The following is a 25,166-nucleotide window of genomic DNA, read 5'->3' on the forward strand; positions in this document are numbered from 1 at the left end:
TAATAGGAGTCCCACCAACATTTCGCGAATTTCGTACGCTAAGCTAAAATTTTATGAAGAAAATGAGGGGCAGGATAGTTCAATAAAGTCCGTCCTGTTTCGCTTCCCTGGCCTATAAATTGAATTGGTACTCATTTATATTAACCAAAATGAATATATATTGTTGAAACTATATTAACTAGGGAGGAATCTTCATGGGATACTTTGTTACCGTAGAGTCAGATGTGAATTTATATGTAGAAGATATTAACCCTGGGGGAAATAAAACCATCGTATTTTTACATGGCTGGCCGTTAAGCCATAAACAGTTTGAATATCAGTTTAATGTTCTTCCTGCTATGGGCTATCGCTGTATTGGTATAGACTGGAGGGGATTTGGCAATTCGGATAAACCAATGAGCGGCTATACTTTTAACAGACTTGCAGATGATATCCGCATAGTAGTTGGTACACTTCAAATAAACAATTTTACTCTCGTGGGTCACTCTACCGGTGGGTCTATCGCAATTCGATATATGTCTCGCCACAATGGTTTTAGTGTATCAAAGCTTATTCTTATTGACGCGGCCGCTCCAACTGGATTTACCGCAGAAACTGCTAATAACTACCTTAAAGAAACCTTAAATGATCGGCCTAAAATGATGCAGGACGTAACAGATGGCTTTTTCTTTCAGTATATAACTAAACCATTTTCGGACTGGTTTTTGCAAATGGGGCTACAAGCAGCAAGTTGGTCGACAGCTGCTATTATAACTACATTAAGAGATGAGAACCTACATGCAGATCTTCCGAAAATTAATGTTCCTACTTTAATTGTTCACGGCATTCATGACAAAGTTATTCCATTTGCACAAGCTCAGGAACTAAATGAAAAGATAAGAAATTCACAGCTTGTTCCGTTTCAATATAGTGGTCATGGCCTTTTCTGGGAAGAACGCGAGGAATTTAACCAACTATTGGCACAATTTATTTAGTTGAAAATTTGACTTTGATTCGATTACTGAACAGAATAAAAGACCATCCGATACATTAATCCGTGATTGAGGCACCATAAATGGTCGTTTGTGGAACCTTCCTAACGTACGAAATTCGCGAAATGTTGGCGGGACCCCTAATAGCCAGAGGAAGACAAGGTTGTCTTTTTCTTTATTTTTAAAAGGACCTGCTCAATTCACTCTTAAAAACATAAGGTAAAGAGAATCCATTAAAATACATAAGTGACCTCATTTTTTCGCCTCTTACTAAAAGGAGAGATTAATATGAGTTATGGTGGTAGCGGCTTTGCTTTATTAGTTGCATTATTTATTTTATTAATCATAGTTGGAGCTAGCTGCTTCTGCTAAAAAAACTATCGGAAAAGGCACCTTAAGGTGTCTTTTCTTTATATATTAAAAAGCCCACCTATTTCCATAGGTGGGGCTCCTCGAATTCTTCGGCATCATGAAAACCTAAATCAAACGAATACAACGTTTCTAATGTCTCTGAAGCTCCTATATATTTCAAAATACTCTCAATATCTTTGTATGATTGAAAATATAACGTTTTTGCTTTTGCTATTTTACTATCAGTCTGCAATTTTTTCTTTTTAATCTCTAATTCCTGAAATATAAAATCATTTATGTGCTCCAATATGTCTGTAGATCCATGGATACGCAAACGTGGTCTAACGTAAATTTTGTTGTTTTTTCGTTTCTCTCTCATTGTACCGAGGTCGTGTCGCATTAAAATATAAGTTTTCACGAATACTTCTTTATTAAACTCACCTTTGGGGAATGCTCTAGATTTTTCTTGTATCGGTGTCCAACCTAGTTCTTTAGCTTTTATGATAAACGAGTGACTACTTTTCATAGATGTGTACCATTCTACATACCCTTTATCTTCACGATACCTTGATTTGATTTCTTTTCCAAAGAAATCAGCAAACCTCTTTACTATTGTTTGTGACTTATGAGTAAATTGAAAATACCAATACCCATACACATTTGTTTCATAACCATTTCGCCAAACCATACCTAAAGCCTCTGAAAATGCATCTGTTTTATTAAAATCATCTATCCAATTTTTTTCTATAAGATTATTAGCCATAAAATATTCCCCTTAAATTTTATCCTTCTAATTAATCAATTGTAAAATAAAACTTTATTTCTATAAACAAGCAATCAACCTTTTAAATTTCACGTACTATATCAGATGTGTAAAACCTAATTCTACAATAAGGCCTATTCTACCATCCATCCCCTTATCCTCTAACCAAGTAAGTAGTAAATCCCTTATTTATTCCTCTATCTTAGTCAGTCATTCCCCTAGGACTTAAACAATCTCATATTTTTCATCTTTTCTTCGTAATTAAGCTTGACTGAAGGTCTTGAAGGTTTTTATCATGTGGGAACGATTATGGAACACGGCTGGAAGGCAGATTTATCCCCTACTTTGAAAGATCACAAAAAAAGCAATCAATCAAAATAGATGGATAAGCGTCTTGTTTTCGCCATGCGGTCACTTATAAGGTATCCGTATGTATAGACCCTGTTCACTCAGCGATTTTCATCGCATACATCCTTTTTCTATGGCTTGTCCTTGTAATATCGCCCCTACACGACAAGCTGAATGTACTCCCTAGCACCGTGATGCTAACGATAACCACCCGAACCTTTTAGGGATTCGTCCCTGGGCACGTTCTCGCCCGCCCTCACCAGAAGAACAGGATTCCAATGAGGGGTGCTGTTTTTGTAGGCGCATACTCTGTACCCCCTGCACGACCAACAGCTAGCCACGCCGTAACACGTTCCCTCTATATAGAAGCACGGAATTACGGCTTATCAGTTTTTAGTTACGTGGTTTCAGGCAATTCCACGCGAACAAAAAAACAAAAAGGCATCTCCAACTCCTAAATGGCCTGTAGATCCACAAGACTTCTAGGTTTAGAGATGCCCGCTATATATCTTTTGACTACAAAAAATACAATTCTAGCATTTACTAGTTGAATTTTAGTCAAACAATAGATAAAATGGGTATATCAAAGAAGCCTCGTGAAAAGGCATAGTTGTTTAAGGATAGTGTTGGTGCACTACTTAAACGTTAACACTGTGGTTCAATACAGTTTTTCTAGTCAAGTGGTGGTACACTTGCTAGAGCAAGTCATTCCCGCTATCGGTTGGCGCCAATAGAATATGGGAGTGGCTTTTTGTTTTGTGTTCATATTCAATTGTCTTTAATCTATCTCGTTCGATCTTCATGATCTTCGTTTATGTAAAATATCAAATCTTGTTTTGTTTTGTAGAATGTTGCTTGTTGTGTACTACGTTACAACAAGCTTTTTTCTTTGTAAATACCTCTATGAGCCTGTTACATTCCCTTCTATATAAAATTCTATTTTCATTTTTATACTTTTATAAATTTATACTTTTATAAAAATCTAGTTTTCCGAAAATAGAATGATAGTTTTTTTATACTTTTATAAAATTATAAAAGTATAAAATTATATTTTTATAAAAAACACGCTAATAAGGCTTGATAATATAACGTTTTGAAAATAGGTTTTAAAAACTATAATCTATTGACATCTTAATTTTAAACTTTTTATAAAAGTATAAAATTATAAATTTATACTTTACCGTTGGTTTGTTGTGTTATAAAATCAAATTATAAATTTATAAAAGTATAAAAAAACTTTTTTTACGAGGTGACGGAAAATGTGCACGGTTATCACAACTGGGAACTTCAAAGGTGGAGTTGGAAAAACTACCAACGCTGTAATGTTGGCTTATACATTCGCAAAACAAGGAAAGAAAACTTTGTTAGTAGATTTAGATCCACAAGCAAACGCGACTGATTTACTATTCAACACAATGAAAAAAGTTTATTCAATCGAACCAGAATTCAAAAGAACATTAGCTATGTCTCTTATCGACGCGAACTTACAAAGTGCGCTGATTAATGTACTACCCAACTTAGATTTACTTCCTTCTTACGAGGATTTACAAACCTATGAGAAATTCCTATTCAGAAATTTTGAAGATGACTTCTCACAAGATACATATTTTGCAAAACAGTTAAGTACAATCAAAGAAAATTATGATTACATTTTTATTGATGTGCCACCACAATTAAATAAATTTGCAGACAGTGCCTTAGTCGCTAGTGACTACGTAATGGTTATATTACAAACACAAGAAAGATCGTTAAAGGGTGCTCAGAAATACGTAGAGCATGTATTTGCTTTAGCAGATGATTACAATTTACCATTAGAAATTATTGGGGCATTACCTGTACTAATGCAAAACGGGAATGAAATCGACAAAGATATTCTTCAAGAAGCCGAAGAAATTTTTGGTAAAGCCAATGTATTCAGTAATATCATTAAACAGATGGCACGTTTAAAGAGATTTGATAGAACGGGAATCACTTATAATCTGAAAGATGTTCATGATAAAAACGTTCATACTGTATACCAAAATATTGCAGGTGAAGTCGAAAAAAGAATCGAGATTTTGGAAGGAATGACAACGGTAAATGGATAACAAATTGGATATAGACAAAGAACAACTTGGTATGAGAAGAAAAAGAACTGAAGGTTCTGTAACGATTACACCAGAAAGTAAAGAAGAGCAGGAACGTACTTTCCCTGAAGATGATAAGCTCTTTGAAAAACCAAAGAGAAAACTTACTACGAAAGAATTACCAAAATCTTTCCGTGTCTCATTAGAAACGCACACAGCAATATCAACACTTGCTACAATTGAAGATATGAAAATTTATGAAGTAATAAATATGTTAATCGAAGAAAAAGTATCCTCATTACCTACACCCAAACAAAAGTTAGTAAAAAACGCTGTAAAACAAGTGCTTGAATCGAAGAAAAGTCGAGAATAGGAATGAAGTTAAACTTTATTCCTATCTAAATAAACGCATTTATAATTTTATAAAATTATAAAGTTATACTTTTATAAAATTATAAAAACACAAATAGGAGTGGTACCTTTGGAAAATGAAAGTAAATCTTTTTTAGTAACTGTGACACCTATTACCGATAGTTCATCTTTAACTATTCAAAGTGATCAAACTAACACGAAAAAGGAAATACAGACACCAGAGAAACCAGATCAACGTTTAGTCCCATCTAAAACAGCTAAAATATCACCTGCTGTTTTACTAAAGCTAAATACCCTTAAGCCATTTATTCAAGAACAAGAAGGTATGGATAAAACATCAATTAACAACATCATTGATATGCTTGTTGAAAACTATGTAGATGCCAACCTAAAAAACCGACATTCTGAAGCATATAAAGATATGTACAAGCGTCTTTATGAAGTATTAGAGAATAAATAGGAGTGAGTAATTTGGATAAACAATACTTAGTAACTGTGACGCCTATTCAAAAAGATTCTAAGCCGCAAAAAAAGACTTCATTGCCGGCATCAGACAGAAAAAATATAAAAGTATCACCTGAAACACTTAATAAAATAAAAGCCATTTGTACTATGAAAGACATGAAAAATTATGAGCTTATTGATGAAATGTTAGATTACTATACCACTAATAAATTGAATTCAAATGAACAAAATAACCTAAACGATATATTGTCTATACGAAAATAAGCCCTGCTTTCTGTAGGGCTTATTGTTTTAAGTAATTAGATTTTCACCAAAACCGCCACCAAGGCTTTTTCTTCTCTTTCGCTGCAGCAACCTCATCACGAAATTCCTGCATCATTCTCTTGGTTTCCTGCATCTCACGAAGTGTCTTCATAAGCGTCTCATCTCGCGTTTCCAATCGTTTTTCCACGCGTTCATTATGCGCTTCTACACTCGCTTTGATTTCCTCGTTACTTTGCTTGGCCTGCTCACTCAATCGCTTCTCCATTGCTAACATACTCTGATTCATTTCTTGCGCCATAACGCTGTACTGTTCCTGTAGTTGCTGTTTAATGTGGAATGGCACTAAGTCCGTTTCCTCAGCCGCTTCTTGAATCAGGTCCGGATTAACTTTCTCTATTTGCTGCGCAATCATCTTCGCTGCTTTCTCTAGCGTCATACCGTCATGCTTGCTGAGTTCAATTAATTTCTCAATCACCATAATGTCATTGTCTGTGTACTGGCGTCTGCCACGATTATCTTTCTTCACAGCAAATCCTTCGCGTTGCAATACTTCCATGTACTTTCTAAGGGTGCTATCGGATATTCCTAGTCGTTTATATACTTCACTTGCAGAATAAACAATTTCGTCCGTCATAACGTCACAACACCTCCTAGTGACAGTATTCCATGATGGTTAAGAAATTCCTGCAAAATAAAAAATTCCCCTTATAATAGACAAGATATAAAGCTTTCTTCTTTCTGTCTACTATAGGGGGTTCATATCAAATAGGACGGCTCTTGTTTTTGGTAATCAAACTACTCTTTTGTATAAAAAAATTAACATATACATTTATCGTTCAATAATAAGTTCTATCCTTGACTAATATTGGACATACTATTTATACATCTAGAGAATCATCACATGAGACACTTTCAACTGGGGAAGGTGTCTTTATTATTTTTGATTCATATTGTATATAGTGGATTCATATAATTAAAATGCCGATACTGTGGTACAGAAAAAGTGTATTCCTCCCATCCAACCAGGAATGCTCTTTTTCTGTCTTTTCAGTTACACAAAATAATTTTCTGCATATATATTAAATGGTTCCAGAGAAACCACGAAAACAGAGTGCTCCTTGGTCAAGGGTTCTCTGTTTTTTTATTTTTCATGTTCATATTACTTCACAATATTTCATATAATACAATGACAAACCAGATTAGAGATATATTTCTTTATACTGTAAAAAAGAGCATCCCTCACTCGCCAGGGGAATGCTCTTTTTAGTTTACTTCACATACACATAGGCTTCATTTGCTGTAATATAGTATGTTTTGCCTTTGCTATTGTTTACTTCTTAATATACTCGTAGAACCATTTACCTTCCGGTCGAGTATCCATCCACCAAGTAATTTTATCTAATTCAGCATTAGGTAATACTTCCGTTTGCAAGTATGCTATACCCGTTTCTGGATCAGAAATAACTTTTCCTTTAATCCCACGTTCAGTCATAGCATTTAACACTTCTGGAACCAACGAAACGCCAAAACCTCCAGATTTAACATATTGATATCCACCATTAGAAACAGTTTGTTCTTGCTGCTTAGCTTCTGTAAACCAAGGTAATGATTTGCTACCAATCAATTCATTCAAATCGCACTTTCCGATACCAGGGACATTTCCCGTTTCAGTGTATTGCCAGATATCACATGGGTAATCTGGTTTCTTTCCACCATAACGAGGGATCCATACAAAGTCAGCTTTTACATTCGCCATTCCAAACGGAGCATACATATGATGGCCAACATATAAACCAACTTTCTGAGCGCCTAATCGTCGTAATTCATCGATAAACGCTTGTGTGCCGGCTCTCATATCATTCATTGTTTGAACTTCAACATCAGCAACCCAAACTGTAGCGCTCTTGTCACCGCGATTCCAGAAGTCACGAGCTTCTATCCGTGCATCATTTTCAGAAACAAAACGACAGAATGCATAGTTTCCAAAAGGGATATTTCGAACTTTCATGGCAGCGACATAAGATTTGTACACTGGATCAACATAGTTAGATCCATCTTGTACTCGAGCAATAACGAAATCTAGATGTTTTGCTGCTGTATCCCAATCAGGACTACCATTCCACTTAGACATATCAACAATATAACCCATTATTTATCCGCTCCTTCATTTCGTTTATCCGCAAACCATTTACCAGCTGTAGGATTAGATACAACACCTGCAGCAATCAAAATGTATAGAATCATATCTACATATTCTTGGTATCTCCCTAAATTAAAATGAGGGACAGTATCCATTAATACCATCCCTAACAGCGCGAACAATGCTACCCACAATCCATAATTCTTGAATTTCTCTTGCATCGTTATTTCCTCCGTTTCCTTGTATCAGAACGTTTTATTTTTGCTTCAATTTCACTTGCTACGCTTTCCAATAACCATGTCGGAATCCATTTATCCCAACCAACACGAACGCAGTTAGCAGTGAAACTATTGAAAATGTGATATGTTAAACCGCCTGTCACCATATAGAAGAAAAAATCTGGTAATTTAAAGGCAATATCAAACATATGCGCTAAGCATGGCAATAAAAAAAGCACCACGGTACGCGCGATGCCTTCTACTCCATATGCCGATGAATATGATCCATCTAACTTTGATGCTTTACTTCCAGTGATCCAATCGAGTGCAACAACCATCATCAGAATGAATATCCAGATTAGATTAGTTTTTCCATAAACCAAACTTAAGAACGTTCCTACTCCACCGCTTACAAATGAAGCTGCTTTAAATTGTGCTGAATTAAAAATATCGATTATGTTAAGATTTCTGAAAATGTCATGAACTCGCTCCAATTGTTCACCTCCTTTTAGGCAATAAAAAAGACCAGCTTACGGCTGCTCTGTTTGCGTTGTGTTTTCTGTTGTCGGTGTTTCATTCATCAATTTTCCTATTAATTCTTCTAATGCTGTTATTCGCTTATCTTGATCCACCTCCTTGAGTTTTTGTGCTTCAAGTTCTTTCTCTAGTTGACTTATCTTTTCACCTTGTAAATCCTGATTCTGTTTAATTTTTTGGACCGCATCTACATTAAGTGAAACAAGCGTGTACAAGTTGATTCCATCCCCTAAATCAGCATGGAATGTTTCGTCTGTATCCTCCAGAACAAGTCCGTACTGTAAAGGAATATCTGCAGTAGTATAAACCTTATCAGTCCCTACCGCTTCTTCTCTCATTTGATAAAGCTTTTCTACGTCACTCTTGAAGTTGTACTGTTGTACTTTCAATCCCATGATTTTTTCTAAAGAATCAATTTCTAAATCTCTAATATTAGCTTTAATCGTACGGCTACTACGGTTTGTCAGAGAAGTATACGATATGTTACCAGCTTCTAGGCCTGCTGTAGGGGTGCTTTCCCCTGTAGGGACTAACTGTATTCTCCCACTGTAGCCAGAAACGTGAGATGAACGAATACGAACAAATGCAAGACGCAAATCAGCGTTGTTGCCGTCATCCTCAAGTGATGTCTGATTTTGCGCTGATGGAGCACCGTTCCTTACAAAGTTAAATACTCCGTTACCGGCGAACCTATGGAAAGTATTAGAATTAGTCACAATGGAAGTACCAGCTGTTATTTGGACTGACGATGACGCTTTAATTGATATTGGCTGAGCAGACCCTACTGAATCCGTCTCAATATCAATCCAGCCATTTTTACTACTCTTGAGCCAGATATTATTGTCCCCGTGGATATTCATAGACCCTGTCTCAAAGAATCTAACCTGAGAGGCGTAATTAAACGCATTGTTTGAGTCTACACTACTGACTATGCCAATTGCAGATTGAGAGCTAGCTCCTGTTTCGTTCCCGTTAGCATCTAGAAAAGTAAAATGATAAAATGCAGATGATCCGACTATACCTTTAGTAGATGAATTACCTAGAATTAAACCAGGTGTAATTGCCTTAGTGTAATTGGAGTTAAAGAATTGCAGTTGAATACGGGAGGTACCTTTGTCGTACATCTCTAGATATTGTCGATTGAGCTTAACATATCTATTCTCTGTATTAGGGGCAGTCTTAATAGTAACGCCCACAAGTTCCTGCGCTTTTAAGTGCTTCGCTTCAATAAATCCATCTAACATTATCTTATTTGCTTGGATCAATACACTTTGAGCTGTTTGGTTAATTGCTGAAGCAATTTCACCAGATTTAACTCGTAGGTTAATTTCATTACTCATTACAGATAACGTAGCAGTATGAGATTCTACAATAGCCTTACTTCCATAGCGCCCATCAGAATCTACTTTATTGTAGACATCATTTTTCTCTGCCTTTAAGTCAATACGATTAGATTGCTGATTTATGCTTGTTTCAATAGTCGATACTTTAGAGTTAAAATCAGAAGTGGCCACTTTCTTGCCAATCTCACCTACAAGCTGGTCATAGTTGGCATAGTCTTTCGGATTCTCCATGAATGTAGAGCGAGTAGATCCTTGTTGTATTTGGGGTTGAGATACCCAAATTGTGCCGTTCTGTCTAACCCATATATCACCTTGTAAATGTGTTATCGCTACGTTAGGAGAAGTGATTTTAACAGATACTAGTATCCAAGAATTGTTTACTAATAAATCTTTAAACTCAGTTTGTACAAATGCAGTTGCAACTGCATTTGCCCCATTAAAGAATTGAAGTTTAATCGCCCCACCATTATCAAGTGTATTCTTATCCTGGACGTATACCCAAGTGGAGAATACATAATCACCGCCATTTTGTACAGCTGGAACACGCTGCATGATACCAGACCACTTACTAGCAGTTTGGCCTGTAGCTGTAATTTTGACAGAATTGTAACCTTCATGATGCCTAGCACTCTCAGGAACTATAGTAATCCCTGATCCTGTACCTACAATGCTCCATTTCGTTGTACTTGGGGTTGTATTTGTTACAGCTCCTGTAGAAGCGTTTATTACTCGATCTTCAAATGCAGCATTAAATAGTAAGTTTGTGCTTCCTAATTCGCCTACATATTCCTGCATTTGAGTATCAGTAACTGTATTTTTTATCTGATTATTCAACTGTGTGATACTACTCGTGTTTTGCTGAATAATCTCCCCTTGTTGTCCTTGTGTTTGAGATAACGTTTTGATAGTTTGAGAATTTGAATCTGTAGTCTGCTTAACTTCGTTCAAAGTAGATTGCATTGACCCCTGATCCTTTTGTATGCTCTGTATTGTAGCTACGTTGCTGTCTACTGTTTGTTTAATCTCATTTGATTTCTTTACGAACGTAGCATTATCTTCAGGAGCAGGACGCCATGTATAAACCTTATCACCAATAGTCAATTGTGGTGTACTTTGTTGATACCACACTGTACCAGTTTGAGCTACATCGGGTTCAATCCTCATAAAACTATCAGTGCTTGTCCCTGTGACTGTCATCATATCAGGGGTAACCGTGAAACTTACACTTACACGTTGCCACTGGTTAGTAGCATTTGGTGGACGTATCCCAGTAGCACCTGTGCGGAAATAAAAATTCTGTTGTGCAGATTGCCCATTCGCTAAGTTCTTAACCCTAACACAAACAGAGTAATTTACTTTATCTCCTGCTTTAACAACTCCTCGACTCACCAAATCTTTAAAGTTATAAGCTAAAGAGTTCCAAGCAGTTTGTGTTTCTATTACAGCATTTCCTTGATAAGTGTCCGCAGAAAGTCTAACTTGACCATTATTTTTAAACCACCAACGATCAGTTGCTAAAGGGGTAGTTGTTTTAGCGCCTTCAAACGTTCCAGAATCAACAAGTAAGTTAGTTACATTATCATTAATGTTACTTACTGTAGTCTGTAAGCTGGAGATAGTATTAGTGTTAGATTCTGCTGTCTGTTTAGCTGTATTAGCTGTTTGAGTTACTTGGTTCAGATTATTACTAAGAGTATCGACCTGTGTTTTTTCAGCTTTCTGAGTAATCGCCTCTGCATTCTGGTCAATCTCCGTTTTCATGTCGGTAAACTTCTGTATATTCCCTTGTTTGTCAGTTTCATAGACCTGCTTACCTACAAGGTTTTGGTCAATATAATCCCTATTATAGACTCCAGATTTATCAGCTTTATCCTCTAATTGTTGATTTATCCAAGTAGTATCAGGAAGGTCTTTAACCGTATTTTTTAAAGTATCAATCTCTATTTGAGCATCATTGATACTTTGCTGCAAAGATCCTGTATCAGGAGTAACCCTTTGCCATTGGCCATCTTTCCAAAGTTTCTGCACCTTATTTTCAGGATCAGAACTATCTATCCATAAAGTTTTTCCATCACGTAAATTTTCAGTAGGAGCTGTAGGTTGCTCGATAATATCAACCATGTTCTGATCCATGTAATCTTTTGTGGCATTTGCTAAATCTTTAGCCGATTGCGATTCTTCAACAGCCTCGTTTGCCTTTTTCGTAGCGTCATTTGCTTTTTCTTCTAAAGCAGCAAACCATTCTTTCGATACTTTGTCGTTAATCATTGAAAGCATCTTTTGATACAGTTTTCGCAACGCTTCATCTTGGTCAACTATTTCTACAAAGTTTCCGAATGTGTGCTTATTTTGATGCTTATCCTTGTGGGATTCGTCTCCCGCAATAGCTCTTGCTTCCAGGTAAAGAGTTGGAGTCATTCCTTCATCGATAATGCGTATTGTGTCGCCCTCACTTACATCCTCATGTTCATATCCAAATACGCTAGATATATCAATGGAATTCACTTCGTAAGTAACGATTGCAGAAACGCGCTTTTTCAGCTCCGTTTTTGCTAATGTTAACAATCGAGCCGGAGTAAGTTCGTCTTTTTCAGATTCCGGCGTATAGAATCCAAATAGATGCTTTCCGTTCACATTCCAACGTTGAAACGCTGCATCATCGACAATATATTGAGATCCGTTATTTACAGATTCGATAGTGATTAACTTGTCGTTACCGTCCGCGTCTTGTCCTATATAATACGGAACTAATGCAGTAATAATGTTCTCAGAGTTCTCTATACGTTTGATACCTACTAAATCCTTACCAAGCGTAACCTCTTTATTTGTTTCTCTGCCGCGCTTCTTAACAAGGTCAATGAATCTCCTTGGTTTGCCGGTTCCAATTTCCATTCTGTATTGGATCTCGATGTTGTCGAAGAGAGTTGCGATTTGTTGAATGAACTGTAAAGGGCTTATGAATTTTTCAATTTTAAAAGAACGCTTACCTTCAGCTTCGATAAGACCAATTTCCCATCCAGTACCTGTAATACCGAGTGTTAAATACTGTTCAGCGCTCCAACTTTTAATCTCTTGTGGTTTTATATAATTCTCTTTATCAAGTAAAATCCACTCACCTGATGCATAGATGGTAACATTGTGAGCTTCAGAGTCTTTTTCGATAGAAGTGATTACATAAGGAGTAATAACACCTGGGTTAGTTTCTTTTAATATTAAATTCTTTTGTTGGATATAATCTAGAAACGGAGAATCCTCTAATAATTTGAAATCCAGTATGTCAACATTATCTTTAATCTCCCAATGCCTTAGATCATCGAGATAATCTTCTGGCTGAATAGAAGCGATAATTTGTTTTGTTTTAAAGTCTACAATGTGTAAATCTCCGCTTACTTTCCTCATTATTTGTATCTCTCCCTGTAAGTTAATGTAGCAGTTCCTATATTGTAGGGACGTACAATGATATTGTTGTCACCTCGTTTCACAATCGGGAATCGACTGAAAATATCTTTCAAACCTATTGCATTTGTACCGTTTATTGTTACTAATGATCTTTCTGTGTCTATCTGTATTTTGTCTCCTATATCAAAAATATAAGGAGTCTCGTCTATTGTTAAAGTGTTGATTTTCCAAAACTTAACATCCTCTATAAAAGCGATATCAGCTGGCGGGTTTTTCCCATAAGCAATACACCCTACAGCTATCTTTGCTACCGGTCTAGCTGTCATTGGGTTACTGTCAGCCTCATCTCTCCATGCGCGAACAAAACTAGCATCATCTATTTCAGTATTCTTACGATATTTAGCGAAATAGAAGCTCCATTCTTTCCCCCTACGAGCTACTGAAACGTGTCCTCTAAAATCGTTAAATGTATCAGAATACATGCCCATCTCGTCAGCAATCCACTTTCTAGAGCTTCCTGGATCAATAATCGCTTGTGCTGTTGTCATTTCATGACTCATATATTCATCAGCCATCGCTAATTCAACTATTACATTGTCATTAGCATCTAAAAGCATTACGACCGTTTTGCCCATTCTGTTCCAGTGTTCAGACTGAAAAGTCATTTGTACATCCAGTTTAAAGTCTTGAATAACTCCTCCTGTATTAGGGATAGTTTTTTTCAAGAAAGGACCATGCCACTCAAAATCTGTACCCGTTCCATAAGATTCTGGTGTAAAAGCATATCCTTGCCATACCTTCATAGCTCCTGAACTTTTATAAACTCCTATTTGACCAGTTACAGCAGTCCAAGGGGTTAAATTAGTCATTTCATCCCATATAAGCCGTTCATTTTGTTTTACTAGACGAGTTTTAACTCCAGTAGGGTAACCTAGTCTAAAATATCCATCATCATTCCATACATCTAAAAATGGACTAGGGTTTGACACTTTAATATCAATAACGGGCTTTGTTTCTACTGTTCCCTTGTTTTCAAAAGTAGCTTTTAATTCCTGATTCTCTACTGACATAACTTTTGTTTGAACAGCCCCTAATTTATATGGCATAGGGCATATAAAAGTAATTTTTCCTTTTCCTCTGAAAATCAATTCGTCTATGTCCGCTCCGCCATCAATTACAGCCATGTATGTGCGATTCGGTTCATCATCAAAAATTAGTTCGCAAGGTTGATCTGTCACAAGCCAATCGGCTAAATCTTCTTTCTTTTGCTGCATCTCGCCTTGACTACCTGCCTTAATAATGACAGGAACTTCTATTGTTCTTACATTTGTATTCGTTTGTAGGAGATACCCTCCTGCTTTAGAAGGAGCCTTCAAGATATCTCTCTCAACAGGAGACCATGCAGGCCGATTAAATCCCATTAAGATAAAAATGTAGTCTTTACGTATCCCGTTAAATGAAAAACTACCTGATGGCATTTGGCTACCTCCTTCCCTATATTTTTTATATAAAAAACGCCCCCTTAGTTAAAAGGAAGGCGTTACAGTTGGTTTAAATTGTGCAAGACGTTGTTTTCGCCTGTTATTCGTAGTTTCTACAGGTTGCGCTAATGCTTCTCCAACGACTTTTTTATCTAATACGATGTACGTATTACCTTGATTACTTTGGTTATTATCTGTAGATGTTGTTTTAACTTGTTGCTCTTGCTTTGGTGCTTTATAAGCGACCTGTTGAGATGTTGGATTAACATTAACCATATCGTTTACGAATCGCTTAGAACTAGCAAATGAAGATTGTAAAGCAGTGCTATCGATACCGCCTGACACAATATCGCCCATTTGAATATCTTCAGTTAATACATCCAAGCCGTTCATTACCGCTTTAGCAATTGATATAGCCGCATCCTCGGCGCGATATGCATTTTCAGCAAGCCCGTTAGTTAAACCTAAAACAGTCCATTTCCCTGATTCTTGCATAACACGAGAAGGTGAATGAATTTTCATGGCAGAGTTGAAACCTTCACGAACTGTATTAGCGATATCACTTACCCATTCCTTCAGTTCATTATATTTTTCTCTCATGCCTTTGATTAAACCATTAAGAACATCTTTACCTGAACTCACCAACCATGTAGACGATTTGGAAAACGCTTTTATAATCCAACCATCGATTAATTTTTGTAGTTCTTGAGATAGATTACCTACCCAAGACCAGAATCCTTCTATGAAGTTCCACAGCATTTCCTTACCTGCTCGTTTCATTTTAGGATAGTTATCATTGATTACGACTAGAATGTTCCACATAGCTTCACCGATACCAATTATCAAATCAGGTATTGCCGCAATTATACCTATGATAAGCATCGTGAGGATTTCCCCACCTTTTTCCATAATATCAGGCATACGTTTGTTAATCTCTTCTAAGAAAGCAGTAATACCTTTCATAGCAGAGTCAATTAAGTCAGGGACCGTTTGATCGATACCTTTGATTAGTTCTTTAAGAATTTTGATACCGTTCTCCAAGATGCTAGGTAGCTTCTCTTTGACTTGGTCTAAGAACTTCTCAATTGCCTTCATCGCTGCGTCAGCCATCTCAGGTGTTTTGTCCTTGATACCTTTAGCTAATTCTTTAAGAATTGTCCCACCCATATTAAGCACATCAGGTAGTACATCTGATATTCCTTTTAGTAGCGTATCAATGATGTCTAACGCTGCACCTGTTACTTTAGGTAGGTTGTCAAAGATACCTTTAATGATGTTTGTTAAGATGTCTAATCCAGAGTTAATAAGTGAAGGTATATGAGGTAAGATTCCATTAATCAACGTACTAATAAGTGTAGTTATAACGTTTACTGCTTGCTCTACCATTGCAGGGATCGCGATAACTAAACCGTCAATTAATCTACTAATTACGTCAATGCCAAACTGAATGATTTGCGGTAGGTAAGATACCATTGATGCTATGAATCCGACTAACATATCAATACCTTTTTGTAGAAGCATTGGGATATTAACGTCTATACCCTCAATGATTGACCAGATGATTCTTCCAGCTGTAAATATCAGAGCGGGGAATCCACCGATAATGATTGATATAAGTGTAGGAATAATTTGTTGGAACATTAACGCTAATTGTGATGTATCTCCACCTAACGCTAAGCGTACAGCTTCAATGAATGCGCCTATAGTTGCTTTAGCTTGTTCAATTGCAGTGCCGATACCAATAGCGAAGTTCTGGAACCCACCAGTCATCGTTGTTAACCATCCATTCATGATATCACCAGTTAGTACTACTTGACCGATATACCTTACTAAGTTAAGTAGGTTTTGACCAAACTGACCGATTACAGGGAATGACATTAAGAAATTCGCCCTCATCTCAGCTAATGAGATACCTAAAGACTTAACTGTTGTAATCATGTTAACTGGTAATTTCATTAAGGAAGCATTAGCAAAGTCCCCTGATTTAGCTACCTCGTAGAAGTATGATGCCATATCTTTCGTTGTGACTCCAAGTCGTACAGATTGCTGGGCCGTTTGACTAACCCAGTCTATCGTAGATTGACGTATCTTAGATAACGATGTGCCAATCTTTAATGCTGTACCTTGCCATGAGTCAGGTAAGTGAGTAACCCAGTCATTGTATTGATCACCATCAACCATAATGTAACCAAAATATTTACCTAGAGACAGCAAATTGTTGCCAAACTTCTTAACAGCAGGAATAGTTGACAAGAAGTTATCTCGCATTTTAGACATCTGTGCACCTATCTTCATTACAGTTCCTTGCCATGTCTCAGGTAGATGTGTAATCCAGTCGTTATAGTAGTCCCCGTCAACCATGATGTAACCAAAGTACTTACCCATTGATACTAGGTTTTTACCAAAGTCTAATGATGCTTTACCTGCATTTATCATACTAGTTCTCATTTTTGCTAACTGCTTTCCTACACCTTCTGCAGCCTTTTGGTACTTCTCAGGTAGATGCCCCACCCATTCATTCATTGCGTCACCTGACTTGGCAGTCTCATACAAGTATTTCCCCATGTTTAGCATGTTAAGGCCGAACTCTTTAGATTTCTGACCTGCTACATTTAATCCATTCTGCATAGCTTTAATAGAGTTTTGTACCATATCAGATTTGTAGGCGTTGTTAAGTAGTTCCTTGCCATTTTCCACAAGATTCTTACTGAAGTCTTTGATTGACTTAATAGTCCCATCTACAAAACCCTTAAATTTCTCGTTGGTTTTGTAAAAGTGCGTGAATCCAACTGTTAACCCAGCTATAGCAGCAGCAAGTATCCATACAGGTGTTGACATAGTAGCAAATGCTGTAACAATAGGCATTATTATAGGTCGTAAGGCAAATAGGATTGCTCTCAATCCTCTAAAGTATCCGACACCAAGACCTAGAGGTAACATAAGGGCCATCAATGCGGGAACTAACATGATGGTACCTTGTATGAATCGTGCCATTGCAGGGTGGGCCTCATTGAATGCTATAGTCATTTCTGCAAGCTTTGTGACAAAATTAAAGACAGGCACCATAACAGCAGTAAATGCCTGCCTCATCGGTTCTAAAGCTTTCGTTAACTTCTCAATCATATCGTTATAGGCCTTGGCATATTTAGGGTCTAGCTCCATGTTAGCCTTGTGTAGAGCGCCGTACATGAAGTAGGCAGACATTCCAACCCCCATCGCTAGGATTGGCATTCCCATCATGATTGAATTAAGTCTCATTGTTTCATCTGTTAATGTTTTCATACTTGCCTGTGGTCCGTGTAACTCTAACGCTATTTGTGCAGCTGAACCACTACGCGCAACTTTATCAAGGCTGTCAACTAATGCGAGCGCTGGTCTAGCGGTATTGTACAATGGGTTTTTCATTTGATCTAAGTTTTTTGTAGTCTTAGATGCCAGGGAACTCATTGCGTTCATAACACCCATAGTCTCAAGCATCCCCATCATTGCTAAACGATTGGCGTTTATTTGGTCGTCTTGAGACTTCTTCATTGCCTTCCCTATTTCATTAGCTTGATTTATGAACTCTTGATTCGTTCCTTGAAAGTCTTTAGAGGCTTGGGCCATCTTATAGAATCCGTAAGTAGCCTTAATTTGATCTTCTTTGAATGGAATCATTGCCATTTTCTGAGCGTGAAAACCTTCCATCATTTCAAACACCATATTCTGAGCTTCTGCAGACATGTATTTAAATGAACCGCCCATGTCGTGCATTAACCCACCTATCTCGTTACCATAGGCGCGACGATACTTCCGAGCATAATACTCTGAGTCGCCTACCATCCCATTCATTTCTCGACCCATCGTGTTACGCATATCACGAGCTGTACGGTTCATATTGGAACCGATTCTCCCTAATTCGTTATTCACTCTTTGCACATCTCGTCTGATATTACCTGATTCTAACCTGGTTTCTATATCAACACGTCCGTCAGCCATTTGAAGTCACCTGCCTCTTTTGCGCCTCTAATCTTTTTAGGTACGCCTTATACTCCATTTCTTCTCTAATGGCTTTAGCTTCCGGAAGTTCATACCGCTCTTTCATTTTCTTAATTTGTTTTCGTTCTTCAGCATTATGCTTATCTTTCTTAGGTATTTCGCACGTTCGATAGTGTATCGCTGTACGCATCGGCGTCTTTTCGGACAGGTTATTAAATAACGCTAAAAACTCTCCCCATTGCAGTATCCCTTGTTGTTCAAATAAATTGATATTGTAGTCATACAAAAAAGACGCATATATCATTTCTGCGTCTAACGTGAAATTAACCACGGGTATTTCCGGAGATTCTTCTTCATTTAACGGATCTTCTAGTGTTTCCGTCATCTCATTGGTTTTCTTATCTGACATTAAATCAATATTCAATTTATCTTTGAAGATTTCAACAATAAGCTTCTCTTTCCCTTGCCAGTTAAGCTGATTAAGAAGATTATGATCAACGATAAGCATCAATAAAGCGATGTTCGGTTTCGCTCTGTTACTAATGGTCTCATCGTCGAATAATTCCATAATTTTCAGGACATTATCAAAAGACAGATTCAATTCGATATCGACACCTGCCCAATGATACATATCTCTATTTCTATCAGTAAGTTTAAACATTACTGACCACCTTACTTTTTAAGGTTAGCTAAGTATTTTGACTGCGATTCATTTGTTTTTTTTAATGTTTCTTCTGCATATAGATCATTTAAGTAATGAACAAGACTTAATAAATTCGCTACGGAACGTCCTGCGATGTCATATAACTCTTCGAAAGCACCATTACCTAAAAATGTATCTACAACATCTTTTGTGATTTCTTTTTGTCTTTCTGATAACGCGTCAATTTCTGAATCAGTAGCTTTTTCGTAATCAGTAGCTGCATTTTGTAATTCTTCTGTAGATGCCTTGAAGCGTTTTAAAGATTTTTGGTAACGGTTTAACGCATCATCATTGAATTCTACTTTAAACAATTTACCTGCTACATCTACTTCTTTATACGTTTTCTCGAAATTAAATTGAAATACTTGTGACATATAATCCACACTCCATTTTTTATATTTTTATGATTCCGTTTATTAAAAGGCGGAGAGTCGCTGAACACGACTCATCCATACCTTAGGGAGTTACTTCACCAGCTTTAGTGAATGTTGGGATACCATCGAATGAAATGGTAAATTCAATTTCACCTTTCGCATTTGCGTCTCCACCTGGAGCTTTGATTTCTGATAAAGTTGCTCTACCTTCCCACTTGTCTCCGTTCGGCTCTGTTACCTCGAAGTCAACCTTACGCTCAGGTCCGACTTTATTTAATTTACTGAAGATAAAGTCCTGAGCTGCATCTCCGTAGAAACGGTGTCCTTCAAATCCGTAAGATAACATGAACCCAGTGATATCACGTTCAGCAGCGCCGCCACCGTCATAGTAGTAGTTTTCATCAGACTCTTCGTTGTTATCAGGATCTACAGACGTAATACCTTTTGCGATAGGTTCCATTTTTTTCGTGCCTGTAGTTGACGTATTAACTTTAAATTTGTAACCGTGGTTTAATAAAAATGACATTCGGTCATCCTCCCTTTTCTAGTTCAGCAGTAAATAAAGCTGTATATATTTGCTCGTTAGCCTCTGTTTTATCGACCCAGTTAGGCTCCACATACTTTTCCATCGTAATGAGCTCATAAGATGTATCAATACTATGAAAATTGCGTTTGTGGAGGTTATGAAGCTCGTCTGCAATAGCATCGATGCTTGACATAGCCTCTAATCCATTAGGGCTTTTAACGAGTATTTGAAATTGTTTGCGTATCGTTTCACCTTCGAAGTACTGTTCACCTGGAGCAGATGGGGTTATCCGTATAGCAATGCTCTTTCTTGGTGTGCTATTGGTCCCTACGTCCAATACATTTGCTTTGATTGGTGCGTAAATAGTACTCGAAGGTAAAACAAAGGTTAAATGTTTGATCACGCTTTCTATTAACCATTTCATGTGATCACCTACTATATGTTTTCTTCCATTGTTTGTTTGACGATTCTTTGCCAGTCTGCTATATGAGCAGCCTTAGCAGCTTCGAACCATAAGCCTTGCGCGTTAGGATTGACATCTTTAGAAAAGTTGTACTGCGGATTGTAATACAAGCGTCTTGCATACGGCGTATCCCACCCGACATGCCCTTCGCCTGGTCTGCTATACCTGATGCCAGATCGTTTTAGCTCTGTAGTATCTTCAGGAGCATAATAATTACTGTCCTTTAGTACCTGTTGGTCTAACGCGAACTGTGCTTTTTCAACAGCATTCCTAATGTTAGATTCAGTTTGAGAAGTATTAACTCGCACGTTAACCCTAATCATCGCAGGTACAACTCCGTGTGATGGGGCCTGTTAGGATTAGTTGTATAAAGCGGTTCAACCTCTTTAATGAACATTTCTTTTCCATTCCACACGATCTTTGATTTCTCTTTGAAAACCTGATTAGGATGAGCTGAGTTGATAGAGTCATGGAATAGAATGGATTGGAATGTCACACTATCGCCTGTTGTAGCGTTATACACCTTCTCATTCGGTTGCACACGCACTCTTTCGATAACGATAGGCGCAGCATATGAAGCAGATCCACCACCCCAAATGTCATCCTCACCAATGTATTCATGATACTCAACTGTATGGGGGAGCATATGCAACGGAATAGGAATAAGATTGATCATCGCGTCCCCACCCCACTGTAAAGCAAACCTGTAGGCTCTAAGAACTTGATTGCACCATGAGAGAAACTAGGGTCAACAGTTGATACACCTTCAGATTTACCGCCTCTTAATAGTCCATAACGGAACTTCCCGACCTGCATAACAGGCGTCTCTATCATGACATTTGATGATGTTTCGCCGTATAACGCAAGGAATTCAGTTTGAGCAGCAGTAGCTTTCATTACTTGTTTCTTAATGAATGGAGCTACCGAATCAAAATCAACACCTTCTAATTTGTAATGAATCATTTGATCAATTACATCAGAGGCTCTTTTAATCATCCGTTTCAGCATCGTATCATCAGCAATAGGAGTCCCTTCGTATTCATTCCTGTAATAATCAACAGTTATATAAGGCATACTTTCACCTACTTAGCAACGGATTTTTTAGGTGCCTTCAACTCAGCAATTTCTGCTTCTAGCGCATCGATTTTATCAAGTGCTTGATTGTACTCTTGCACTGAAATATTACGGCCTCCAGTAGCGCGCTTAATGATTTTACCTTCGTCATTAATTTGATCGAAACCGTCATTCAGATAACTAGCCAAGAAGTCTTTATCAATGTTTAATACTTTGTTTAAACGTTTTACTTTTACTGTGTTGCTCATTTACACCATTCCTTTCTTATATAAAAGAAAAAGAGAAGCTATAAAAGCCTCTCTTACTCAGCAGTAATGTTGAATTTAACGCCATCTACTTTAGCGCCTAAAATGAATACGTCCCAATATTTACGCTCGTAGTAGAAGTATTTACCACCAGTTGTAGCAGATGGTTGATCTAAGCTAACGAATTCGTATTGTTGTGGAGCTACCATAGCTAATGGGTGAATTAAAATCATATTGATTTGTTTTGCAGTTGCATCAGGTACAGCGCCATTAGTAAAGTTGTAAGCTGTTTTCACGTGTAGATGGTACAGTAATGATTGTAACGTCATCTAAAGAATAGATACCGCGGTTAGCAGCTTTTTCACCAGTTCCGCCAACATCTAATTTACGTTGCAAATCTTTAGCTGCTTTTACAATCTTTTTAACAGCAGGTGTAATGTAAAGTAGACGTCCTGTTTGTGGAACTTCTGCTTCGTCCATTTCTAACATCATTTGGTCGAATACTTCTAAGAAGCTTTCAGGAGTAAGTGCAGTTGTATTGGCTGTTTTTCCAGCTCCCGTGAATTCTGCATATAATTTAGAAGCCATATACTTGTCGTGTTCAGGAACTGCTTCTTCATCGTTAAATACACGAGTAATATTCGCAATTGTAACAGCCATATTCGTCTCGTCAACGTCAACTGGATCAACTAACGTACGGAATTCGCGGTCATGACCAAGAGTCTTAGGTTCAAAAGAATTGTCAACACGACGAGTGTAATTACCTGCTGCATCACGGTTAACGTCAGTGTAACCTCCAACTTTAATACGTGGGATTTGGATTGTTTTCGCTCCAGTCCATTTAACAATTGCGTTATTAGGCGTGTTATATAAAGCAGCGAAAGATAATCCTTGAGAAAACTTTTGAACTAATACTTCCTGATATTGTGTAGCGTAGTTTAATGTAGCCATTTATAAAACCTCTCCTTTGATATATTGTTTTTAGTAAAACAAAAAGCCATCTATAAAAGATGACTTAGTAAAACCTATTGCTTGTTAACTCCGAACGCAGCAGCCCATTTATCCGATTCGGTCATCGATTGTTGTTGATGTTGACCACTAGAGAAAGTTGGTTTCGGTTTGCCGTTATCTGGTGGCGTTTGTTCCACTGTACCTTTAAAGTGCGGGAAGTCTGCTATAACCTGCGCAATAGCAGCAGTGATATCTACATCGTCTGTTACTTTTAACTTCGCAAGCTCGATGACCGCGTTTAAATTCTTCTCTTCTGTAATGCCTGCTTTAATAGCGGCGTTTTCAGCTTGAAGATTGAACAACGTACCTTCTTGCTCTTTCACTTGGTTCTGATAGTTAGTAAGCTGCTCTTGCTGCTTCTCCTGATCAGTTTTAAGTGTTTCTTGGTGAGCTTTCCAATCAGTAAGCGTCTGCGTCAATTGATCAACGTTTTCCACTCCTAATTGTTTTAAAAGTGCTGTTTGTTGCTCTGCTTTTGCTGCATCCAACTGTTCTTGTGTAAAGACTACCGGTGGTACAGGTGGCGTATCTACGACAGGTGGAGCAGCTGGTGGGGTAACTGGATTTACTGGCGGTGTTACACTTTGGTCACCTCCTTCCGGTGCAGGTGGTGTTAGATCATTAAAATACTGCATATTTGTTAAACGTAAGCGATATTTGTTTTTCATATTAATTAGCTCCTTTCGAAACTTCACATTGTAATCTGTATCCCTCTAATTCCCAAATTCTATTAACAATACGATTCTTACATATTTCAGTGCCGATATTCACGTCATAATTAACTGGATCAACACATGCGCTTGACTCTGTTAATATGAATCCATTCGGTAATTTAGCAACAACGACCGTGCATTTACTGTGAAACTCTTCAACTGTGAACTGTGTTCGTTCTAAAATATTGTTTATATCATCTTGTGTAATCGTGTTTTTCATAAGAAACACTCCTATACTGTATATATTTTCTCTCTTTCAGGGCGTCTTGTTCGACCTGTAGCTTTAATAAAGTCCCTCATGTTAGCTTGACGCTGCGATACTTTTTGTTTTGCTAGTCTAACGCCCTCTTTATCGCCAAGTTCTTCTAATAACATGACTTCGCGCTTCGCCTTTTTGATGTCTCTTTCAAGAGAGCGCTGTTTCTGACTCTCTTGATACACACGATCATTTTCCGCAAAGTCTTGCGGCTTATTTCTTTGCGTTGACATACCAGGTATATAGGGATATTTAATGTGCCGGCAGTTAACACCAAGTATTCCAGCTGGATCTCCATAAGAGGTTGTGGACCAAGCAGGATACTTTTTGCTTTTACCACTCATAGAGAAGATGCGCCCCTGATATGGAGCGCATTTCGGTCTAGCGCCCATATGACTGCTTGTTTCAACTAGGTCAACACCGTAATCTTTCATGCGTTCATCTTGCATTTCATTAGCTACGTTGTTACTAGTCGAGCGGCAGACCGTATTTACGTAGGCTTCAGCACTCCATTTCCTCCCTAACTTATCAACAAAACCAGGAATTCCTTTATTAGACCATTCTGAAATAGCCTGTCTGACAGCTTGTTGCTGCGTTATAGTGCCAGCAAGCATCTTACCGACAGTTGTATTTAAAACATCTAGATACATTTGCTGAGAATGTTTTAACATCGTCGTATTGACGAGATTCAAGGTACTGAGCGCTTGATTTACGTATGCGTTCAGAATACCAATTAAAGTAGCGTTAGTGGCTGTTGGAGGCGCTACTTCTAATAAGCCTAATTTAATAGCTTGATTGTAGATATCTTCATGATCAGCAATAGCAGCAGAACCAGCAGCTTTGAGCATTGCCCTTACTTCTTCTACTGTTTTACCGCTATGCTTCGCAAGAGTCTCTAATTGTTGTTTATCTAAGTTACCTAACTTATTCAGCTGTACCATGCGCCAGTGTTGGTACTGGTCGCCGTTTTCAGCTACTAATAATAAAGGCATATCATACTTTAACATTCTAGCCATATTTAAAAGCAGCTCTTCTTCTATCGCGTTATAAATCTCAACTACGAATAAAGAAAGCTGCTGTGATTTTTCTGGAGGTAAAGCCATTT

Annotated in this window: 26 protein-coding genes and 1 pseudogene; 7 read left to right on the plus strand and 20 right to left on the minus strand. The window is 37.6% G+C overall.

From position 1 onward, the window contains the following. Nucleotides 1-194: 194 nt before the first annotated feature. On the plus strand, nt 195-974 hold the full coding sequence (locus tag JFU02_RS04340) for an alpha/beta fold hydrolase (protein ID WP_201069992.1): 780 nt from the start codon (nt 195-197) through the stop codon (nt 972-974). Between the two features lie 285 nt (nt 975-1,259). Next, the gene (locus tag JFU02_RS04345; RefSeq protein ID WP_201070161.1) at nt 1,260-1,343 is read left to right on the plus strand and encodes a YjcZ family sporulation protein; all 84 of its coding nucleotides are present in this window, start codon (nt 1,260-1,262) and stop codon (nt 1,341-1,343) included. Nucleotides 1,344-1,401: 58 nt separating this feature from the next. Here JFU02_RS04345 and JFU02_RS04350 read toward each other — a convergent pair whose 3' ends face one another. Beyond that, nucleotides 1,402-2,085 carry a hypothetical protein gene (locus JFU02_RS04350; RefSeq protein ID WP_201069994.1) on the minus strand — a complete coding sequence of 228 codons (684 nt, stop codon included), beginning with the start codon at nt 2,083-2,085 and terminating at the stop codon, nt 1,402-1,404. 1,607 nt (nt 2,086-3,692) lie between these two features. Here JFU02_RS04350 and JFU02_RS04355 point away from each other — a divergent pair. The 4 genes from JFU02_RS04355 to JFU02_RS04370 all read left to right on the plus strand — a co-directional run bounded on the left by JFU02_RS04355 (nt 3,693) and on the right by JFU02_RS04370 (nt 5,600). After that, nucleotides 3,693-4,520, plus strand: coding sequence for a ParA family protein (locus JFU02_RS04355; RefSeq protein WP_201069997.1), 828 nt, complete (start codon nt 3,693-3,695; stop codon nt 4,518-4,520). Continuing rightward, nucleotides 4,513-4,872, plus strand: coding sequence for a hypothetical protein (locus JFU02_RS04360; RefSeq protein ID WP_201070000.1), 360 nt, complete (start codon nt 4,513-4,515; stop codon nt 4,870-4,872). Before JFU02_RS04355 ends, JFU02_RS04360 begins: the two co-directional genes overlap by 8 nt. Nucleotides 4,873-4,980: 108 nt before the next feature. Beyond that, nucleotides 4,981-5,331 (plus strand): hypothetical protein, encoded by a 351-nt coding sequence (locus JFU02_RS04365; RefSeq protein WP_201070003.1) that lies wholly within the window; start codon nt 4,981-4,983, stop codon nt 5,329-5,331. Nucleotides 5,332-5,342: 11 nt separating this feature from the next. Beyond that, nucleotides 5,343-5,600 (plus strand): BfmA/BtgA family mobilization protein, encoded by a 258-nt coding sequence (locus JFU02_RS04370; protein ID WP_201070006.1) that lies wholly within the window; start codon nt 5,343-5,345, stop codon nt 5,598-5,600. Between the two features lie 43 nt (nt 5,601-5,643). Here the strand turns inward: JFU02_RS04370 and JFU02_RS04375 are convergent, their stop codons facing one another. The 7 genes from JFU02_RS04375 to JFU02_RS04405 all read right to left on the minus strand — a co-directional run bounded on the left by JFU02_RS04375 (nt 5,644) and on the right by JFU02_RS04405 (nt 17,712). Beyond that, entirely contained in the window at nt 5,644-6,234 is a 591-nt protein-coding gene (locus JFU02_RS04375; protein WP_201070009.1) for a DUF3967 domain-containing protein, read from the minus strand. Between the two features lie 696 nt (nt 6,235-6,930). Beyond that, the gene (locus tag JFU02_RS04380; RefSeq protein WP_201070010.1) at nt 6,931-7,749 is read right to left on the minus strand and encodes a GH25 family lysozyme; all 819 of its coding nucleotides are present in this window, start codon (nt 7,747-7,749) and stop codon (nt 6,931-6,933) included. Beyond that, nucleotides 7,749-7,961, minus strand: a complete 213-nt coding sequence (locus JFU02_RS04385; protein WP_061685210.1) for a hypothetical protein — start codon at nt 7,959-7,961, stop codon at nt 7,749-7,751. Before JFU02_RS04385 ends, JFU02_RS04380 begins: the two co-directional genes overlap by 1 nt. A gap of 2 nt (nt 7,962-7,963) precedes the next feature. Further along, nucleotides 7,964-8,452 (minus strand): phage holin family protein, encoded by a 489-nt coding sequence (locus JFU02_RS04390; RefSeq protein WP_201070013.1) that lies wholly within the window; start codon nt 8,450-8,452, stop codon nt 7,964-7,966. Nucleotides 8,453-8,488: 36 nt separating this feature from the next. Continuing rightward, nucleotides 8,489-13,237 (minus strand): phage tail spike protein, encoded by a 4,749-nt coding sequence (locus tag JFU02_RS04395; protein ID WP_201070017.1) that lies wholly within the window; start codon nt 13,235-13,237, stop codon nt 8,489-8,491. Further along, the gene (locus tag JFU02_RS04400) at nt 13,237-14,715 is read right to left on the minus strand and encodes a distal tail protein Dit (protein WP_098663959.1); all 1,479 of its coding nucleotides are present in this window, start codon (nt 14,713-14,715) and stop codon (nt 13,237-13,239) included. Before JFU02_RS04400 ends, JFU02_RS04395 begins: the two co-directional genes overlap by 1 nt. Before the next feature lie 48 nt (nt 14,716-14,763). Continuing rightward, nucleotides 14,764-17,712: a carbamoyl-phosphate synthase large subunit gene (locus tag JFU02_RS04405; protein ID WP_242488054.1), complete on the minus strand. Its 2,949-nt coding sequence runs from the start codon at nt 17,710-17,712 to the stop codon at nt 14,764-14,766. A 244-nt stretch (nt 17,713-17,956) separates the two neighbouring features. Here JFU02_RS04405 and JFU02_RS32005 point away from each other — a divergent pair, with 244 nt between their 5' ends. After that, on the plus strand, nt 17,957-18,127 hold the full coding sequence (locus tag JFU02_RS32005; protein ID WP_242488055.1) for a hypothetical protein: 171 nt from the start codon (nt 17,957-17,959) through the stop codon (nt 18,125-18,127). 561 nt (nt 18,128-18,688) lie between these two features. On the opposite strand, the gene JFU02_RS04410 is transcribed toward JFU02_RS32005, so the two are convergent. The 12 genes and pseudogenes from JFU02_RS04410 to JFU02_RS04465 all read right to left on the minus strand — a co-directional run bounded on the left by JFU02_RS04410 (nt 18,689) and on the right by JFU02_RS04465 (nt 25,164). Next, complete coding sequence (locus JFU02_RS04410; protein ID WP_201070022.1) at nt 18,689-19,357, minus strand: Gp15 family bacteriophage protein; 669 nt, start codon at nt 19,355-19,357, stop codon at nt 18,689-18,691. A gap of 11 nt (nt 19,358-19,368) precedes the next feature. Next, entirely contained in the window at nt 19,369-19,773 is a 405-nt protein-coding gene (locus JFU02_RS04415) for a hypothetical protein (protein WP_098663962.1), read from the minus strand. 82 nt (nt 19,774-19,855) lie between these two features. Then, nucleotides 19,856-20,299 carry a phage tail tube protein gene (locus JFU02_RS04420; RefSeq protein ID WP_098663963.1) on the minus strand — a complete coding sequence of 148 codons (444 nt, stop codon included), beginning with the start codon at nt 20,297-20,299 and terminating at the stop codon, nt 19,856-19,858. Between the two features lie 4 nt (nt 20,300-20,303). Further along, nucleotides 20,304-20,723, minus strand: coding sequence for a minor capsid protein (locus JFU02_RS04425; RefSeq protein WP_201070025.1), 420 nt, complete (start codon nt 20,721-20,723; stop codon nt 20,304-20,306). 11 nt (nt 20,724-20,734) lie between these two features. Then, entirely contained in the window at nt 20,735-21,085 is a 351-nt protein-coding gene (locus JFU02_RS04430; protein ID WP_201070028.1) for a minor capsid protein, read from the minus strand. Then, nucleotides 21,082-21,438, minus strand: a complete 357-nt coding sequence (locus JFU02_RS04435) for a putative minor capsid protein (RefSeq protein WP_098235008.1) — start codon at nt 21,436-21,438, stop codon at nt 21,082-21,084. The genes JFU02_RS04430 and JFU02_RS04435 overlap by 4 nt, the downstream gene beginning before the upstream one ends. Further along, nucleotides 21,435-21,836 (minus strand): head-tail connector protein, encoded by a 402-nt coding sequence (locus tag JFU02_RS04440; protein ID WP_098235009.1) that lies wholly within the window; start codon nt 21,834-21,836, stop codon nt 21,435-21,437. The genes JFU02_RS04435 and JFU02_RS04440 overlap by 4 nt, the downstream gene beginning before the upstream one ends. 8 nt (nt 21,837-21,844) lie before the next feature. Continuing rightward, on the minus strand, nt 21,845-22,084 hold the full coding sequence (locus JFU02_RS04445; protein WP_201070031.1) for a hypothetical protein: 240 nt from the start codon (nt 22,082-22,084) through the stop codon (nt 21,845-21,847). Nucleotides 22,085-22,137: 53 nt separating this feature from the next. Further along, a pseudogene (locus JFU02_RS04450) lies at nt 22,138-23,032 on the minus strand (capsid protein). Nucleotides 23,033-23,106: 74 nt separating this feature from the next. Continuing rightward, a complete protein-coding gene (locus JFU02_RS04455; protein WP_201070034.1) occupies nt 23,107-23,760 on the minus strand; it encodes a hypothetical protein in 654 nt (217 codons plus the stop codon). A 1-nt stretch (nt 23,761) separates the two neighbouring features. Then, nucleotides 23,762-24,025, minus strand: a complete 264-nt coding sequence (locus JFU02_RS04460) for a Gp49 family protein (RefSeq protein ID WP_144502657.1) — start codon at nt 24,023-24,025, stop codon at nt 23,762-23,764. 11 nt (nt 24,026-24,036) lie between these two features. Next, nucleotides 24,037-25,164: a phage minor capsid protein gene (locus JFU02_RS04465; RefSeq protein ID WP_201070036.1), complete on the minus strand. Its 1,128-nt coding sequence runs from the start codon at nt 25,162-25,164 to the stop codon at nt 24,037-24,039. Nucleotides 25,165-25,166 lie beyond the last annotated feature (2 nt).

It is taken from the genome of Bacillus sp. TH13 (assembly GCF_016651175.1).
Taxonomy (GTDB): Bacteria; Bacillota; Bacilli; order Bacillales; family Bacillaceae_G; genus Bacillus_A; species Bacillus_A thuringiensis_S.

Excerpts from the sequence above, each read along its gene's own strand:
- JFU02_RS04415 (WP_098663962.1), bottom strand. The coding sequence starts at position 19,773 with ATGTCACAAGTATTTCAATTTAATTTCGAGAAAACGTATAAAGAAGTA.
- JFU02_RS04425 (WP_201070025.1), bottom strand. The coding sequence starts at position 20,723 with ATGAAATGGTTAATAGAAAGCGTGATCAAACATTTAACCTTTGTTTTA.
- JFU02_RS04410 (WP_201070022.1), bottom strand. The coding sequence starts at position 19,357 with ATGTTTAAACTTACTGATAGAAATAGAGATATGTATCATTGGGCAGGT.
- JFU02_RS04440 (WP_098235009.1), bottom strand. The coding sequence starts at position 21,836 with ATGCCTTATATAACTGTTGATTATTACAGGAATGAATACGAAGGGACT.
- JFU02_RS04400 (WP_098663959.1), bottom strand. The coding sequence starts at position 14,715 with ATGCCATCAGGTAGTTTTTCATTTAACGGGATACGTAAAGACTACATT.
- JFU02_RS04430 (WP_201070028.1), bottom strand. The coding sequence starts at position 21,085 with ATGATTAGGGTTAACGTGCGAGTTAATACTTCTCAAACTGAATCTAAC.
- JFU02_RS04445 (WP_201070031.1), bottom strand. The coding sequence starts at position 22,084 with ATGAGCAACACAGTAAAAGTAAAACGTTTAAACAAAGTATTAAACATT.
- JFU02_RS04465 (WP_201070036.1), bottom strand. The coding sequence starts at position 25,164 with ATGGCTTTACCTCCAGAAAAATCACAGCAGCTTTCTTTATTCGTAGTT.
- JFU02_RS04345 (WP_201070161.1), top strand. The coding sequence starts at position 1,260 with ATGAGTTATGGTGGTAGCGGCTTTGCTTTATTAGTTGCATTATTTATT.
- JFU02_RS04360 (WP_201070000.1), top strand. The coding sequence starts at position 4,513 with ATGGATAACAAATTGGATATAGACAAAGAACAACTTGGTATGAGAAGA.
- JFU02_RS04340 (WP_201069992.1), top strand. The coding sequence starts at position 195 with ATGGGATACTTTGTTACCGTAGAGTCAGATGTGAATTTATATGTAGAA.
- JFU02_RS04375 (WP_201070009.1), bottom strand. The coding sequence starts at position 6,234 with ATGACGGACGAAATTGTTTATTCTGCAAGTGAAGTATATAAACGACTA.
- JFU02_RS04380 (WP_201070010.1), bottom strand. The coding sequence starts at position 7,749 with ATGGGTTATATTGTTGATATGTCTAAGTGGAATGGTAGTCCTGATTGG.
- JFU02_RS04455 (WP_201070034.1), bottom strand. The coding sequence starts at position 23,760 with ATGAAAAACAAATATCGCTTACGTTTAACAAATATGCAGTATTTTAAT.
- JFU02_RS04460 (WP_144502657.1), bottom strand. The coding sequence starts at position 24,025 with ATGAAAAACACGATTACACAAGATGATATAAACAATATTTTAGAACGA.
- JFU02_RS04435 (WP_098235008.1), bottom strand. The coding sequence starts at position 21,438 with ATGATCAATCTTATTCCTATTCCGTTGCATATGCTCCCCCATACAGTT.
- JFU02_RS04405 (WP_242488054.1), bottom strand. The coding sequence starts at position 17,712 with ATGGCACGATTCATACAAGGTACCATCATGTTAGTTCCCGCATTGATG.
- JFU02_RS04355 (WP_201069997.1), top strand. The coding sequence starts at position 3,693 with ATGTGCACGGTTATCACAACTGGGAACTTCAAAGGTGGAGTTGGAAAA.
- JFU02_RS04395 (WP_201070017.1), bottom strand. The coding sequence starts at position 13,237 with ATGAGGAAAGTAAGCGGAGATTTACACATTGTAGACTTTAAAACAAAA.
- JFU02_RS04385 (WP_061685210.1), bottom strand. The coding sequence starts at position 7,961 with ATGCAAGAGAAATTCAAGAATTATGGATTGTGGGTAGCATTGTTCGCG.
- JFU02_RS04420 (WP_098663963.1), bottom strand. The coding sequence starts at position 20,299 with ATGTCATTTTTATTAAACCACGGTTACAAATTTAAAGTTAATACGTCA.
- JFU02_RS04350 (WP_201069994.1), bottom strand. The coding sequence starts at position 2,085 with ATGGCTAATAATCTTATAGAAAAAAATTGGATAGATGATTTTAATAAA.
- JFU02_RS32005 (WP_242488055.1), top strand. The coding sequence starts at position 17,957 with ATGATTGAATTAAGTCTCATTGTTTCATCTGTTAATGTTTTCATACTT.